This window comes from Pseudomonas siliginis, from assembly GCF_024072275.1.
GTDB lineage: Bacteria > Pseudomonadota > Gammaproteobacteria > Pseudomonadales > Pseudomonadaceae > Aquipseudomonas > Aquipseudomonas siliginis.
In genome coordinates this window covers 734,742-750,017 of record NZ_CP099598.1, presented here as the reverse complement: position 1 = coordinate 750,017, position 15,276 = coordinate 734,742, and the positions used below count along the sequence as shown (strand labels likewise).

Below are 15,276 nucleotides of genomic sequence, written 5' to 3'. Positions count from 1 at the left end.
CTTTGATGACTGCGAAGTTGGAAAAAGTTCTGATCGCTAACCGCGGTGAGATCGCCCTGCGGATTCTGCGTGCCTGCAAAGAGATGGGCATCAAGACCGTCGCCGTTTACTCCAAGGCCGACAAAGAGCTGATGCACCTGGGTCTGGCAGACGAATCCGTCTGCATCGGCCCGGCGTCCGCCGCTCAGTCTTACCTGCACATTCCGGCCATCATCGCTGCCGCTGAAGTGACCGGCGCTACCGCCATTCACCCAGGCTACGGTTTCCTCGCGGAAAACGCCGATTTTGCCGAGCAGGTCGAGAACTCCGGCTTCGCCTTCATCGGCCCGAAAGCCGACACCATCCGCCTGATGGGCGACAAGGTATCGGCCAAGCACGCGATGATCGAAGCCGGCGTACCGACCGTTCCTGGCTCTGACGGCCCGCTGCCGGAAGACGAAGAAACGGCGCTGCGCATCGGTCGTGAAGTCGGCTACCCGGTGATCATCAAGGCCGCCGGTGGCGGTGGTGGTCGCGGCATGCGCGTGGTGCACAAGGAAGAAGACCTGATCGCCTCGGCGAAACTGACCCGCTCCGAAGCAGGCGCGGCGTTCGGCAACCCGATGGTCTATCTGGAAAAATTCCTCACCAACCCGCGCCACGTCGAAGTGCAGGTTCTGTCCGACGGCCAGGGCCACGCCATCCACCTGGGCGACCGCGACTGCTCGCTGCAGCGTCGTCACCAGAAGGTTCTCGAAGAAGCGCCGGCACCGGGCATCGACGAGAAAGCGCGCCAGGAAGTATTGGCTCGCTGCGTCAAGGCATGCATCGACATCGGCTACCGTGGCGCCGGTACTTTCGAGTTCCTCTACGAGAACGGCCGTTTCTACTTCATCGAAATGAACACCCGTGTTCAGGTGGAGCACCCGGTTTCGGAGATGGTCACCGGTATCGACATCGTCAAGGAGATGCTCAGCATCGCCGCTGGCAACAAGCTGTCGTTCACTCAGGATGACGTGGTCATCCGCGGTCACTCGCTGGAGTGCCGGATCAACGCTGAAGATCCGAAGACCTTCATGCCGAGCCCGGGCACGGTCAAGCATTTCCACGCCCCAGGCGGCAACGGCGTTCGCGTCGATTCGCACCTGTACAGCGGTTATGCCGTGCCACCGAACTACGACTCGCTGATCGGCAAGCTGATCACTTACGGCGCAACCCGCGACGAAGCCATGGCACGCATGCGCAATGCCCTGGACGAAATCGTGGTCGACGGGATCAAGACCAACATCCCGCTGCACCGTGATCTGGTTCGTGACGAAGGCTTCTGCAAAGGCGGTGTGAACATTCACTACCTCGAGCACAAGCTGGCCAAACAGTCGTAAGGCTGAAGCGGCATGAAAAACCCGATCCCTGCGGATCGGGTTTTTTTATGCCTGCAACAAGCAGATCAGACCATTACCGTGGAGAACGCCTGCTGCTCGACCATTGTGGCAGATGCCCCCAGGCCAGCCTCATCGACCACCGCTCCTGCTGCGTTTTCATGTAACGGTCTGCGGGTGAACCGCCTCGTAAAGTTTCGGGCACGTATCGAGAGCCCGTCCGTGGCATAACTCGATCTGGCGATAAGCGGGTTGTACAGCCTGCCAATCTGACCAGAGGAATGCTTGAACACTCTCGAGACTCCATTGTTCAGATTCAGCACCACGCCATAGCTGTTGCCCAGGCACGACGAGTATGACCAGTAATCCCAGGTCGGCTGCAGGCCCTGTTCGCGCAACACGCGCCTGACCGGACCGCCGATGTCAGCACCCGCCGACAGCCAGTCGCCACCCACCAGCGTGGCGCGAATGTTCTGCGGTGTTCCCCCCAGACGCTCCAGCACCTGCGTGACACTTCGCTCGATCAACGGGCGAATATTGTGATCAAAATGAATGACCGCCCCCACTCTTGTCGTCGGGTTATACAGCGAGGCGATGACGCAACTCTGCGCATTCAACGAAAACAGGTAGTTATCCTGCGATCCGGGACGGAAAGCCGCCACCACGGCTTCGCCCTGCAGCGCGCCGCGGTTCAGCACGGGCTCGACACCTCCAGGAAAAGCATCATTCAAATTATTCACGCGCCCAAGGTTGCGCACGTTGCCTCCTGTTAGTCCGACCCTGGCGTGTGTCCACTTGCCCCCCGGAGCAAGCTGAATCGGTTGCTGATAGATGGCGGTCGGGCGACGGGCATCGACCAGGCTCAGGCCACCGAAATGCGGATTTTCCCTGACCAGAAAGTACTTGCCTCTGTTGCGAATGTAATAGGCCGGTTGCGGCTGTGCAGCGCTAGGCGGGCTGCGCCAGGTGCCGAAAAAGACGCCTTCTTCGCTCACCCTTTGCAAATGTTCGGGCGTCTTGCTGACGGCCTGCCTGGCATGAAAGCGTACCTCCCGGATCGCCGGCAGCGCGTCCCTGCGTAGCGGAGCCACGGTATTCAGACGCTCTGACAACAACGAGACAGGCCTCATCGTGTGCTTCAGACTTCTGGCCGCACCGCCCAGCCACTTGATCGCACTGCCTGCGCCGACCATGGCAAACAGCGCCCCCCACGACGCCTCCAGCCAGTGGCCGAGAGCGCCATCGATGTCGCCCTCCAGATGCGCCGCGACCGCCTGACCAGCGCTGACGGCAATCAACACAACGTCAAGCAGCAAGGCAAACGGAGGAAACACCATACAAAACGGTGCGGCTGCAAACATCAGCCCCTTGACCACTTGGCGTTCGATCATTTGCGCGCGGCTGGTGGTGATGTCCTGCACATCCGTGACCGCGCGCTCGATGTACGCGTTGAACTCGCTGCGCGCGTCAATCAGGCGCTGCGCTTCGTGCAGCGTATCGACGCGTTGTTTTTTGGCCGCAATCGCATACAGGGTGCGCGACACGATGCTGCGCGCAGCAACCGGCGTACGCGCCATCAAGTAGTCATGCAAAGCGCCGGCGATGTCGCCGGACAGTGACTGATACGCACGCACCACAATTCCGTCGGGGGCATCAGGCGTGTACAGCCACCAGGACGGCTCGGGGTCGAACGAGGTCAGCACATACACCCCGAGCACGACGTGATGGCGGACGGTGAACCTGAACACGCCGTCACTTTCAACCATGCTGGCGCCCGGAAAATGCGTACCCGGTGCTGGCACCTCGCTCAACAGAGAGACCTGACGGACCAGCGCTGAATACACCGCGTCGCTCAATCGCGCCTGACTTCTGGCAACGCGTAAATCCCGGTCCATCTTTGACAGCAGCACGTTGCGGTAGGCAAAGCGACGCGGTTCGTAGGCAGCATCACGCGGGTCGAGATATTTGCCACGGATCTCGCTGGCGTATTTTTCACCCAGCCACGCCCGGCGCAGATACAGCGCCAGATCGGCGCTGCGCACCTGGCTCAGATCCTGGCCAACCGACGATCGCACGCCTTTTTTCGGATGTTCGATGCCGGAGTTGTCATCGTAGCCGTGAATGGCCAGGTCGAGCAGCGTGGCCACCTGCTGCTTCCTGCGGTCGGCGACGCCAGGGTTGTAATCGATCAACACAGTGGCCGGATCGACCGGTTCCAGCACGTTCTTGCTGCGCATATAGGGCGTGATCACTGCGGCAACCGAGCGCCTGGCGAAATCGACAAAAACCTCGAAACCGCCCAGCAGCTCGTTGAAAACCTGCTGATGAACGCTCAGTTCCTGATTCAGACTGCTGATGCGCCGGCGAGCCTCGAGCGCGAGCGTCGTGTACCAGCGCAGCGAGTTGTCCTGCTCGACCCGCTGCAGGTTGTTTGCCAGGGCCATTTTTGCAGCGGCTTCGACGCACTCGTCGAACGGCAAGGGCGTTCGTCGAAGGTCACTCTGCATGCCCCAGAGAGCAGGACTGGCCGCCGCAGCCACAAGATAATCACGTGCCGGGTGATGTGCCGTCGGCGAAAGCTGCTGCAACAGATACTCGCGACCGGATTCGCTCTGCGTCCAGCTCCATACTTCGCCGGTCAACGCCGCAATCGAAGGCAACCGGACCCACTCCTGACCGTCGGGTTTGTTGGGCGCGTACAGCACCAGGTTATTCACCGCTTGCTCAGTCTCTGCCTGGTAGAACACCAGAAGATCGGCGCATTGCATGCCGTTGGGCAGCATCAATGCGGCCACTTGCAGCGGTTTCATTGCCGCTTGCCCAGACCACATCTGCTCCAGACGCTCATGGTCGGAGTCCGACAGATGAGCTGCGCAGCGCGCGATGAATGCGCTCTGCCTGAGCCGTACGGCAAACCAGTCGACAAGTGCCCTTTGCACCTCTATACGCTCGTACTGTTCGGCGAGAACGCGCAGGTAATCCGCCGGATAATCCTGTTCCGCCAGCATGTCGGCAATGAATGCCGGCTTGAGTGACTGGTTGCGCAATGGCGCAGGACTGCTGATCTCCAGGACCGCTGCGAAGTCCTGCCCGATCGGCCCGCATGCCAGCAGATCACTGAGGCTGCGATTATGGGTCGGCTCACCGACCGCCGAGCGCCATCTGAGCCGCACGTCGATCCGGTCTGGTTCAACCGCCATGTCGAGCTTGAGCTGAATGTATTCGATGGCCTGCCGGCGGGCAAAGTCGCGCAACGAGCCGTGGCCCTGCAGCAGGTCATCGAGAGCTGCCTGCGCCAGTGAGGTCTGCTCCTGATAATCGCGCAACAAGGTGCGATCCGGCTCCTTCAGCGCCTTCATCCATGACGGCAGTTGCGCAAAGGAATGCGCCTCGAGAATCTTTTTCTCTGCGCCGGTTGCCAGGGCAGTCAACCGGTACCGACGCGTGCTGCGGGCCTGAACCCGGTCGATTTTTCTGCGCAATTGATCCAGTGTCAGGCCCGCCAGTTGGTCACGGCGCAACAGCAACTCGATGTCCTTGATATAGCGCCGCAGCTTGCGCTTGATCAGGCGATCAAACAGCGCTTCCTGCCCTTTTGTCGTCCAATGTTCTCGCAGGTATTTTTTGTACTGGTCGAGGAAGTGCAGCGAAACGCTATCCACCGTCCGGATCACATGCTCATGACGGCTGGACGGTAAACCGGGGTCAGCGCCCCCAGGCCAGCGAAATGGCGCGTCCTGGAGCGCCAGGAACATGACTGGCCGGCCGTCGATAAGCTTTTGCAGAATGGCGTCAAGCAGCGCAACCACAAAGCCCGGGGCGAAATGGCCGTCCGGGTAATGCCTGCGCAGTTCAGTCAAAGCGAAATGCTCCAGCGCCTCGAGCAACGTCATCTGGCTGTTCAAGCGCTTGTCGATCATCACCTGCCAGCGCGTAATGCGCAGCAGGATCTCCTGCACCGACCCCGTAGACGCAGCGGCTATCGGTGGTTTTTCTTCTACAGTCCCTTGTTGATCCGCCATGTCGCCCAGCCTTTTGTTGCGTAGAGATGAGCGCTCACTCTATTTGCCGACAAAAGTGCTCAGGCCATACATATGTATATCGCGGCCGCGAATGTGTAACAGCCAAGCGGTGTGTCCACTTTGCCGGCGACCTGGCGTAAACTGCGCGCTTTTGCAGCTTCGGGCTGCCCCACAGATTTTCAAAGGTGCCCGCCATGCCTTGGCTGCAAGTCCGTCTCGCCATCACCCCGGAACAAGCCGAAACCTACGAGGACGCATTCCTCGAAGTCGGCGCCGTGTCGGTGACTTTCATGGACGCCGAAGACCAGCCGATCTTCGAACCGGAACTCAACACCACGCCGCTGTGGTCGCACACCCACTTGCTGGCGCTGTTCGAAGGCGGTACCGAACCGGAACCGGTCCTCGCCCATCTGGAATTGCTGACCGGCAGCCCGTTGCCCGAACATCACAGCGAAGTGATCGAAGATCAGGACTGGGAACGCAGTTGGATGGACGGTTTCGAGCCGATGCGTTTCGGCCAGCGCCTGTGGATCGTGCCGAGCTGGCACGCCGCGCCCGAGCCTGACGCGGTCAACCTGCTGCTGGACCCGGGCCTGGCGTTCGGCACCGGCACCCACCCGACCACCGCGCTGTGCCTGGAATGGCTCGACGGTCAGGATCTGAAAGGCTGTCACGTGCTCGACTTCGGCTGTGGCTCGGGGATTCTGGCGATTGCCGCCCTGCTGCTCGGCGCCAAGGAAGCCGTGGGCACCGACATCGACGTACAGGCACTGGAAGCCTCGCGCGACAACGCTGGGCGCAACAACATTGCCGATGAGCTGTTCCCGCTGTACCTGCCCGAAGATCTGCCGCAGGTTCAGGCCGACGTGCTGGTCGCCAACATTCTCGCCGGCCCGCTGGTGTCGCTGGCGCCGCAGCTGTCCAGCCTGGTCAAGAGCGGTGGGCGCCTGGCGCTGTCGGGCATCCTCGCCGAGCAGGGCGAAGAAGTAGCGGCAGCTTATGCGCAGGACTTCGAACTCGACCCGATCGCCAATCGCGATGGCTGGGTGCGCATCACCGGGCGTCGGCGCTAAAATGACCGCTTGCCTGAACCGGATCGCCGCATGACCGACAGTTTCGTCACCCAATGCCCGCATTGCCAGACCAGTTTCCGCGTCAACCATGCTCAATTGAGCGTGGCGCGCGGGGTGGTTCGTTGCGGCTCCTGCCTGCAAGTGTTCAATGCCGCCAAGCAGCTGCTCGAGCAACATTCCGGCAAGGACACGGTGACGCCGGCCGCACCAGCGCTGCCTGAAGCGCCCGCGCCTGTCAGCGATTCTGCGGTCGTCGAACAGATCCCCGCACCGCGCGCCATCAGCCAGAAGCAATGGAGCGCGTCGGAACTGGATCTGGACAGCCTCGATCTGGACGAAGAACTCGCCCGCCTCGAACAGCGCGAAATCCAGCCGGCCGCCGAATTCGGCCGTACCCGCGAAGAATCCTTGAGCGCCCGACGCGACAGCCCGGAGCCGGACGAAGGCACATGGCCCGACAGCCTGTTCAGCGAGCCTGCGGATGAGCGCAGCGTAGCGCCGGATATCGAGCCGGATATCGACGGCATCGAAACCCTCGAACCCGAGCGCACCGAACCTTCGCTGTCGCTGGAGCCGGTGGATCTGGATGACGAGCCGCCGATCCCGCAACTGCGCCTGCATGACCCGATCGATCCCAACGCCCGCCGCGAACGCCTGTCAGCCAGCGACGACAACGATGACGACGATCTGCCATTGATCACTTCGCCGCGCAAAAAACGCGAACGGGCCGAGCCCGGGGTGCGCGCCGAGGTCCTGCAGGATCTGACCGACGACCCGCTGCAACTGGACTGGCAGCAGCGCCGCTCGCCCTGGGGCCGGCGCCTGCTCTGGCTGGTGCTGGTGGTGTTGGCGGCCGGCGGCCTTGCCGCCCAGTACATCGCCTATCACTTCGAGGAACTGGCGCGGCAGGATCAATACCGACCGTGGTTCCAGCAGATCTGCCCGCAGATCGGCTGCACGGTGCCGTCGAAAGTCGATATCGGCAAAATCAAGAGCAGCAACCTGGTGGTGCGCAGCCATCCCGATTTCAGCGGGGCGCTGGTGGTCGACGCGATCATTTACAACCGGGCGACGTTTTCCCAGCCGTTCCCCTTGCTCGAACTGCGTTTTGCCGACCTCAACGGTCATCTGATCGCCAGTCGTCGCTTCAAACCCGGCGAGTATCTGAGCGGCGATCTCGAAGGCCTCGCGGAAATGCCGCCGCAGACGCCGATCCACATCGCCCTGGATATTCTCGATCCGGGGCCGAAAGCGGTGAATTACAGCCTGAACTTCCACTCGCCGGAATGAACCGCTTCAGCGTTTCCCGATTGACGGCATTTTTCTGACTGATCGCGGCTGACCAAACCGTTGGCGATAACAGAATAACTGTTCAGATTTTGTTCAATTCAGCCTTTAACCAGTCATCGAGAGCGGGTATCATGCCCACCCTTTTTCGAACTCTCATGATCCGGCCCCACTTCAGGGAAGTCCTATGTCGGCGGTACGCATCGGCCCATATACATTGCAGAACGGTTTGATTCTCGCCCCGATGGCGGGCGTCACCGACCAGCCCTTTCGTCAGCTGTGCAAGCGTCTGGGCGCAGGGCTTGTAGTCTCGGAAATGGTCACCAGTGACATGAGCCTGTGGAATACCCGCAAGTCGCGCATGCGCATGATCCACGAAGGCGATCCCGAGCCGCGCTCGGTGCAGATCGCCGGTGGCGACGCGCAGATGCTGGCCGATGCGGCACGGGCCAACGTCGAACTGGGCGCACAGATTATCGATATCAACATGGGCTGTCCGGCCAAAAAGGTCTGCAACAAGGCCGCCGGCTCCGCGTTGCTGAAAGACGAAACACTGGTGACCGAGATCCTCCAGGCCGTAGTGGCCGCGGTTGATGTGCCGGTCACCCTGAAGATCCGCACCGGCTGGGATCGCGAAAACAAGAACGGTCTGAACGTGGCGAAGATCGCCGAACAGGCCGGGATCACAGCGCTGGCCGTGCATGGCCGCACCCGCGCCGATCTGTACACAGGGGAAGCCGAGTACGACACGATTGCCGCGATCAAGCAGGCCGTGTCGATCCCGGTGTTTGCCAACGGCGATATCGATTCGCCGGAAAAGGCCCGATACGTGCTTGATGCGACCGGTGCCGATGGCCTGCTGATAGGCCGGGCCGCTCAAGGGCGGCCATGGATTTTTCGCGAGATCGAACACTTCCTGCGCACCGGCGAGAAATTGCCGGCGCCGGAACTGAGCGAAGTGGAACGCATCCTGCTGGAGCATCTGGCTGCCCTTCACGCCTTTTATGGTGACGTGATGGGCGTGCGCATTGCCCGCAAGCATGTGGGCTGGTATCTCGCAACCTTGCCGGGCGCCAGGGAGTTTCGCGCCCGTTTCAATCGTTTGGATGGTACGGAAACACAATGCGCCGACGTTCGGGAGTTCTTCGCCGAGCGTTACAAGAGCCTGACAGGGGACGAAGAAGGGGTGGCCGCATGACGATGATGACCGAGACTTTAGTGAGTGGAACAACACCCGTGAGCGACAACGTGAATTTGAAACAGCACCTCAACACACCGAGCGAAGAAGGCCAGACCCTTCGCGGGAGTGTCGAGAAGGCGCTGCACAATTATTTCGCCCACCTTGAGGGCGCGTCCGTCACGGATGTGTACAACCTGGTGCTGTCCGAAGTCGAGGCGCCCCTGCTCGAAAGCGTGATGAACTACGTCAAGGGCAACCAGACCAAGGCCAGTGAGCTGCTGGGACTGAACCGCGGCACGCTGCGCAAAAAACTCAAGCAGTACGATCTGCTGTAAGCATTCAATCAAACCAGAAAGGCGCCCGCGTAAAAAACGGTCGCCTTTTTTGCTGACTTCCTTTGCTTTTGATGGAAATTGAGATGACCGACCAGACTACCCGCCTGCCGATCCGCCGCGCCTTGATCAGCGTTTCCGACAAGACCGGGATCCTCGAATTCGCCAAGGAGCTTGAAGCTCTGGGCGTCGAGATCCTCTCCACCGGCGGAACGTTCAAGCTGCTGCGCGACAACGGCGTTGCCGCAGTGGAAGTCGCGGATTACACCGGTTTCGCCGAGATGATGGACGGTCGGGTGAAAACCCTGCACCCGAAAATCCACGGCGGCATCCTCGGTCGTCGCGGTACTGACGACGCGATCATGAACGAGCACGGCATCAAGCCGATCGATCTGGTGGCGGTCAACCTGTACCCGTTCGAAGCGACCATCAACAAGCCAGGCTGCGACCTGCCGACCGCCATCGAGAACATCGACATCGGCGGGCCGACCATGGTCCGTTCGGCAGCGAAAAACCACAAAGACGTGGCCATCGTGGTGAATGCCAGCGATTACGCCAACGTTCTGGAAAATCTCAAGGCCGGCGGCCTGACCTACGCTCAGCGTTTCGACCTGATGCTCAAGGCCTTCGAACACACCGCCGCCTACGACGGCATGATCGCCAACTACATGGGCACCGTGAACCAGGGCGCTGAAACTTTGAGCACTGAAGGTCGCAGCGAATTCCCGCGCACCTTCAACAGCCAGTTCATCAAGGCTCAGGAAATGCGCTACGGCGAGAACCCGCACCAGAGCGCGGCGTTCTACGTGGAAGCCAGGCCGGCCGAAGTCGGCATCGCCACCGCGACCCAGCTGCAAGGCAAAGAACTGTCGTACAACAACGTCGCCGACACCGACGCTGCGCTGGAATGCGTGAAGAGTTTCGTCAAGCCAGCCTGCGTGATCGTCAAGCACGCCAACCCGTGCGGCGTGGCGGTCAGCCCGGACGCTGAGGGCGGCATTCGTCAGGCTTACGAACTGGCCTACGCCACCGACACCGAGTCGGCGTTCGGCGGCATCATCGCCTTCAACCGTGAACTGGATGCCGAGACCGCCAAAGCGATCGTCGAGCGCCAGTTCGTTGAAGTGATCATCGCCCCATCGGTCAGCGAAGAAGCCCGCGCCATCGTCGCGGCCAAAGCCAACGTACGCCTGCTGGCCTGCGGCGAGTGGTCGGCTGAGCGCGCCGCTGCCTGGGATTACAAGCGCGTCAACGGTGGCCTGCTGGTGCAGAGCCGCGATATCGGCATGATCAGCGCCGATGACCTGAAAGTGGTGACCAAACGCGCGCCGACCGAACAGGAAATCCACGATCTGATCTTCGCTTGGAAAGTCGCCAAATACGTCAAATCCAACGCCATCGTCTACGCCAAGAACCGCCAGACCATCGGTGTCGGCGCCGGCCAGATGAGCCGCGTCAACTCGGCACGCATCGCCGCGATCAAGGCTGAGCACGCCGGTTTGCAGGTGGCCGGTTCGGTCATGGCGTCCGACGCGTTTTTCCCGTTCCGCGACGGTCTGGACAATGCGGCCAAGGTCGGCATCACTGCGGTGATCCAGCCGGGCGGTTCGATGCGTGATGCTGAAGTGATTGCCGCTGCCGACGAAGCCGGCATCGCGATGGTATTCACCGGCATGCGCCACTTCCGTCACTGATACACCGATTCAAATGTGGGAGCGAGCCTGCTCGCGAATGCAATCTGCCAGCGACGTTGACGTTGACTGACACACCGCTTTCGCGAGCAGGCTCGCTCCCACATAAAGCGCTCCAGCAGCGCCTGATAGATTTTTGAGGTTTTTGAAATGAATGTTTTGATCATTGGCAGCGGTGGCCGTGAACACGCTCTGGCCTGGAAAGTGGCTCAGGATCCGCGTGTGCAGAAGGTTTTCGTTGCACCGGGCAACGCTGGCACCGCCATTGAAGCCAAGTGCGAGAACGTCGCCATCGACGTGCTGGCCCTGGAGCAACTGGCTGACTTCGCGGAAAAGAACGTTTCCCTGACCATCGTCGGCCCGGAAGTGCCGCTGGTGGCTGGCGTGGTCGATCTGTTCCGCTCCCGTGGCCTGGACTGCTTCGGTCCGACCGCCGGTGCTGCGCAACTGGAAGGCTCGAAAGCGTTCACCAAGGATTTCCTCGCCCGCCACAAGATCCCGACCGCCGATTACCAGAATTTCACCGAGATCGAGCCGGCCCTGGCTTATCTGCGTGAAAAAGGCGCGCCGATCGTGATCAAGGCCGATGGCCTGGCTGCCGGCAAAGGCGTGATCGTCGCCATGACCCTGGCCGAAGCCGAAGACGCCGTGCGTGACATGCTCGCTGGCAACTCGTTTGGCGACGCCGGTTCACGCGTGGTGATCGAAGAATTCCTCGACGGCGAAGAAGCTTCGTTCATCGTCATGGTCGACGGCAAGAACGTGCTGCCGATGGCCACCAGCCAGGATCACAAACGCGTCGGCGACGGCGACAGCGGCCCGAACACCGGCGGCATGGGTGCCTACTCCCCTGCCCCGGTGGTTACCGCCGACGTACATCAGCGCGTGATGGATCAGGTGATCTGGCCGACCGTGCGCGGCATGGCCGAGGAAGGCAACGTCTACACTGGCTTCCTTTATGCCGGTCTGATGATCGACAAGGCCGGTAACCCGAAAGTCATCGAGTTCAACTGCCGCTTCGGCGATCCGGAAACCCAACCGGTGATGCTGCGTCTGCAATCGAGCCTGGTGCTGCTGGTTGAAGCCGCATTGGCGCAGGCACTGGACAAAATTGAAGCACAGTGGGATCCGCGTCCGAGCGTTGGCATCGTTCTGGCTGCTGGCGGCTACCCGGGCGACTACGCCAAAGGCGCAGCGATCAACGGTCTGGACGCGGCGGCAGCTCTGGAAGGTAAAGTCTTCCACGCCGGCACCGCGTTGAAGGACGGTCAGGTCGTCACTGCCGGTGGTCGTGTACTGTGTGCCACTGCCATGGGCGCCACCGTGGGTGAAGCTCAGCAGCAGGCCTACAAACTTGCCGCTGCCATCGACTGGGAAGGCTGCTTCTACCGCAAGGACATCGGCTACCGCGCCATTGCCCGTGAACGCGGCGAAACCCAGGAGTAAGCGATCCATCAGGCCCGGCGCGGGATGCCATTCCTCGCCGGGCTGTTCGGTCGTCGCGCATCGTTATATTCTGGCATCAACCTACGAAGGGATTTCGCCGTGCGCTGGCTCAGGATTGCCATAAGCTTCACCGTCACGCTGATGACCTTGCTCTGCATGCTCCCGGCCCAGGCCGCGCAAGGCAGTGGCTGGTCGGTATTGCTTGACGATCAGGGCATCCTGCAACTGAGCGACATCCGCTCCGCTCGCTACACCAATCAATTCAGCCCCATCGAGCTTGACCGTCTGACCGCGGCCGAACCCGAGGGCGCCCTGTGGCTGCGCTTCAAACTGGCGCCGGGCAAGCACGAACAAGTGCTGCGCATCTTTGCCCCCGACCTGTCCCAACTCAATCTCTACGTGCTCGACGGCGACCGGCTGATCGAGCAACGCAATACCGGCAACGAACGGCCCCAGGCCGAACATCCTTTGCCAAGCAGCGATTTCATGCTGCCGCTGCCCCAGGCCGACAAGCCGCTGGACGTCTACGTACGCATGGTCTCCGGCCATCAGCTGCGCCCGCACATCACCCTGCAAGCGGCAATCGAGGGCGCAGCCGATCAGAAGCAGACGCTGATTTTCGGCCTGCTGTTCGGCTGCCTCGCCATGCTCCTGCTGCACAACCTGGTGCGCTACGCCTACTCGCGCTCGCGCAGCAGTCTGTGGCTGGCGATCTGTGAGGGCCTGCTCGGACTGAGTCTGTTCCTGTTGCTCAATCTCGCCGGTCCGTGGTTGCCGAACTGGCAAGCCATTCAGACGCCGGGCGCTTATCTGGCATTGCTGCTGACGGCTCCAGCCGGATTGATGTACGCCCTGCGCTTCTTTGCACCACTGGGCCAGCATCCGCTGAACAAACTGCTGTGGGGCGACATTCTGCTGATCGTCACGTGCAGCCTGTTGCTGCTGTTCGTCAACACCTTGCCGCTGAACATCATCACCTACGCACTGGTCGCACTGGCCGGCCTGAGCATGTTGCTGGTGGGCTTCTATCACTGGCAGAAGGGCTATCGCCCGGCGCGTCTGTTCGTCGCCGCCATGATCGTGTTCAACATCGGCACCCTGGTTATCCTGCCGGCGCTACTGGGGCTGACCCTGGTCACGCCGCAAGGCCTGATCATGACGTTGATGTTGTTCATTTGCATCAGCGGTCTGCTGATGAGCGTCGCCTTGGGCGAGCGACAGCGCAGCATCACTGAAAGTCGTTTCAGCATCAGCCGCGACCTCGCGGCAAGCAACGCCGAAATCAACGCCAAAGCCGAATTCCTCGCCAAGATCAGCCACGAAATCCGCACACCGATGAACGGCGTACTGGGCATGACCGAGCTGCTGCTGGGCACGCCGCTGTCGGTCAAGCAACGCGATTACGTGCAGACCATCCACAGCGCCGGCAACGAACTGCTGACCCTGATCAACGAGATCCTCGACATCTCCAAGCTCGAATCCGGGCAGATCGAACTTGATGACGTGCAGTTCGACCTCAACGCCTTGATCGATGATTGCCTGAGCATCTACCGGGCCAAGGCCGAACAACAGAACGTCGAGCTGATCAGCTTCATCCAGCCGCAAGTGCCACGGGTGATCAGCGGCGATCCGACGCGCCTGCGCCAGACCTTGCTGAGCCTGCTGGAAAACGCCCTGAAGAAAACCGAAGAAGGCGAAGTGCTGATCGTCGTTGCACTGGACGAGCGCAGCAGCAAGCCGCGCCTGCGCATTGCCGTGCAGGACAGCGGCGTGCCGATGGAGTCGGAAGAGCGCGAAGCGCTGTTGCACGCCGAATTGCACAGCAAGCACTTCCTCTCGGCCAATCGCCTGGGCGGCAATCTCGGCCTGGTGATTGCGCGCCAACTGATCCGCCTGATGCAAGGCGAGTTCGGCATCAAGAGCGGCGCCACCCAGGGCAGCACTTTGTGGCTGACCTTGCCACTGGACCCGGATCGCCTCGAACATCCGACCTCCGACCTCGACAGCCCGCTGCAAGGCGCGCGGGTATTGGTGGTCGACGACAACGACACTTGCCGCAAAGTGCTGGTGCAGCAGTGCAGCGCCTGGGGCCTGAATGTCAGCGCCGTGCCGTCGGGCAAGGAGGCGCTGGCGCTGCTGCGCACCAAGGCGCATCTGCGCGATTACTTCGACGTGGTCCTGCTCGACCAGAACATGCCCGGCATGACCGGCATGCAACTGGCAGCGAAGATCAAGGAAGACCCGAGCCTGAACCACGACATTCTGCTGATCATGCTCACCGGCATCAGCAACGCGCCGAGCAAGATCATTGCGCGCAATTCGGGGATCAAACGAATACTGGCCAAACCGGTGGCCGGCTATACGCTCAAGACCACGCTGGCTGACGAGCTCAATCAACGCAACAAGGGCCAGGTCGCGTTCCAGCCGCAGGTCGTTACGGCGGCCACAGCGGCCAAAGTGCCCAGCGACTTCCGCATCCTTGTCGCCGAAGACAACACCATTTCGACCAAAGTGATCCGTGGCATGCTCGGCAAGCTCAACCTGCAACCGGACACCGCGAGCAATGGTGAAGAAGCGCTGCAAGCGATGAAGGCCCAGCGTTACGACCTGGTGCTGATGGACTGCGAAATGCCGATCCTTGATGGCTTCTCCGCCACTCAGCAACTGCGCGCCTGGGAAGTCAGCAATCAGCGCATCCGCACACCGGTTGTAGCCCTCACCGCGCACATCCTCGCCGAACACAAGGAGCGCGCCCGGCAGGCCGGCATGGACGGGCACATGTCCAAACCGGTCGAGCTCTCCCAGTTGCGCGAGTTGATCGAACACTGGGTTGCCCAACGCGATCAGCAGAACCGGGCCACGACCCAGCCGTCGTAAACCGACAGAA

9 protein-coding genes are annotated in these 15,276 nt (G+C 61.3%); 8 read left to right on the top strand and 1 reads right to left on the bottom strand.

What is annotated here, in order from left to right; all coding sequences use genetic code 11:
- Positions 1-5 precede the first annotated feature (5 nt).
- Positions 6-1,361, top strand: coding sequence for an acetyl-CoA carboxylase biotin carboxylase subunit (gene accC, locus NF676_RS03770; protein WP_024011424.1), 1,356 nt, complete (start codon positions 6-8; stop codon positions 1,359-1,361).
- Between the two features lie 65 nt (positions 1,362-1,426).
- Here the strand turns inward: accC and NF676_RS03765 are convergent, their stop codons facing one another.
- Positions 1,427-5,251 (bottom strand): type III effector 1, encoded by a 3,825-nt coding sequence (locus tag NF676_RS03765; protein ID WP_435406604.1) that lies wholly within the window; start codon positions 5,249-5,251, stop codon positions 1,427-1,429.
- A 323-nt stretch (positions 5,252-5,574) separates the two neighbouring features.
- Between NF676_RS03765 and prmA the strand changes: the two genes are divergently transcribed.
- The 7 genes from prmA (at position 5,575) to NF676_RS03730 (ending at position 15,266) form a co-directional block, all read left to right on the top strand.
- Positions 5,575-6,453: a 50S ribosomal protein L11 methyltransferase gene (prmA, locus tag NF676_RS03760; RefSeq protein ID WP_252879367.1), complete on the top strand. Its 879-nt coding sequence runs from the start codon at positions 5,575-5,577 to the stop codon at positions 6,451-6,453.
- A 30-nt stretch (positions 6,454-6,483) separates the two neighbouring features.
- Positions 6,484-7,743 carry a DUF3426 domain-containing protein gene (locus tag NF676_RS03755; RefSeq protein ID WP_056787688.1) on the top strand — a complete coding sequence of 420 codons (1,260 nt, stop codon included), beginning with the start codon at positions 6,484-6,486 and terminating at the stop codon, positions 7,741-7,743.
- Positions 7,744-7,927: 184 nt separating this feature from the next.
- Complete coding sequence (gene dusB / locus NF676_RS03750; protein ID WP_101158318.1) at positions 7,928-8,938, top strand: tRNA dihydrouridine synthase DusB; 1,011 nt, start codon at positions 7,928-7,930, stop codon at positions 8,936-8,938.
- Entirely contained in the window at positions 8,935-9,255 is a 321-nt protein-coding gene (fis, locus tag NF676_RS03745) for a DNA-binding transcriptional regulator Fis (protein ID WP_002555375.1), read from the top strand. Before dusB ends, fis begins: the two co-directional genes overlap by 4 nt.
- Before the next feature lie 83 nt (positions 9,256-9,338).
- Positions 9,339-10,946 carry a bifunctional phosphoribosylaminoimidazolecarboxamide formyltransferase/IMP cyclohydrolase gene (gene purH, locus NF676_RS03740; protein ID WP_041480673.1) on the top strand — a complete coding sequence of 536 codons (1,608 nt, stop codon included), beginning with the start codon at positions 9,339-9,341 and terminating at the stop codon, positions 10,944-10,946.
- Between the two features lie 147 nt (positions 10,947-11,093).
- The gene (purD, locus tag NF676_RS03735; protein ID WP_252887255.1) at positions 11,094-12,389 is read left to right on the top strand and encodes a phosphoribosylamine--glycine ligase; all 1,296 of its coding nucleotides are present in this window, start codon (positions 11,094-11,096) and stop codon (positions 12,387-12,389) included.
- A 99-nt stretch (positions 12,390-12,488) separates the two neighbouring features.
- The gene (locus tag NF676_RS03730) at positions 12,489-15,266 is read left to right on the top strand and encodes a hybrid sensor histidine kinase/response regulator (RefSeq protein WP_252887254.1); all 2,778 of its coding nucleotides are present in this window, start codon (positions 12,489-12,491) and stop codon (positions 15,264-15,266) included.
- Positions 15,267-15,276 lie beyond the last annotated feature (10 nt).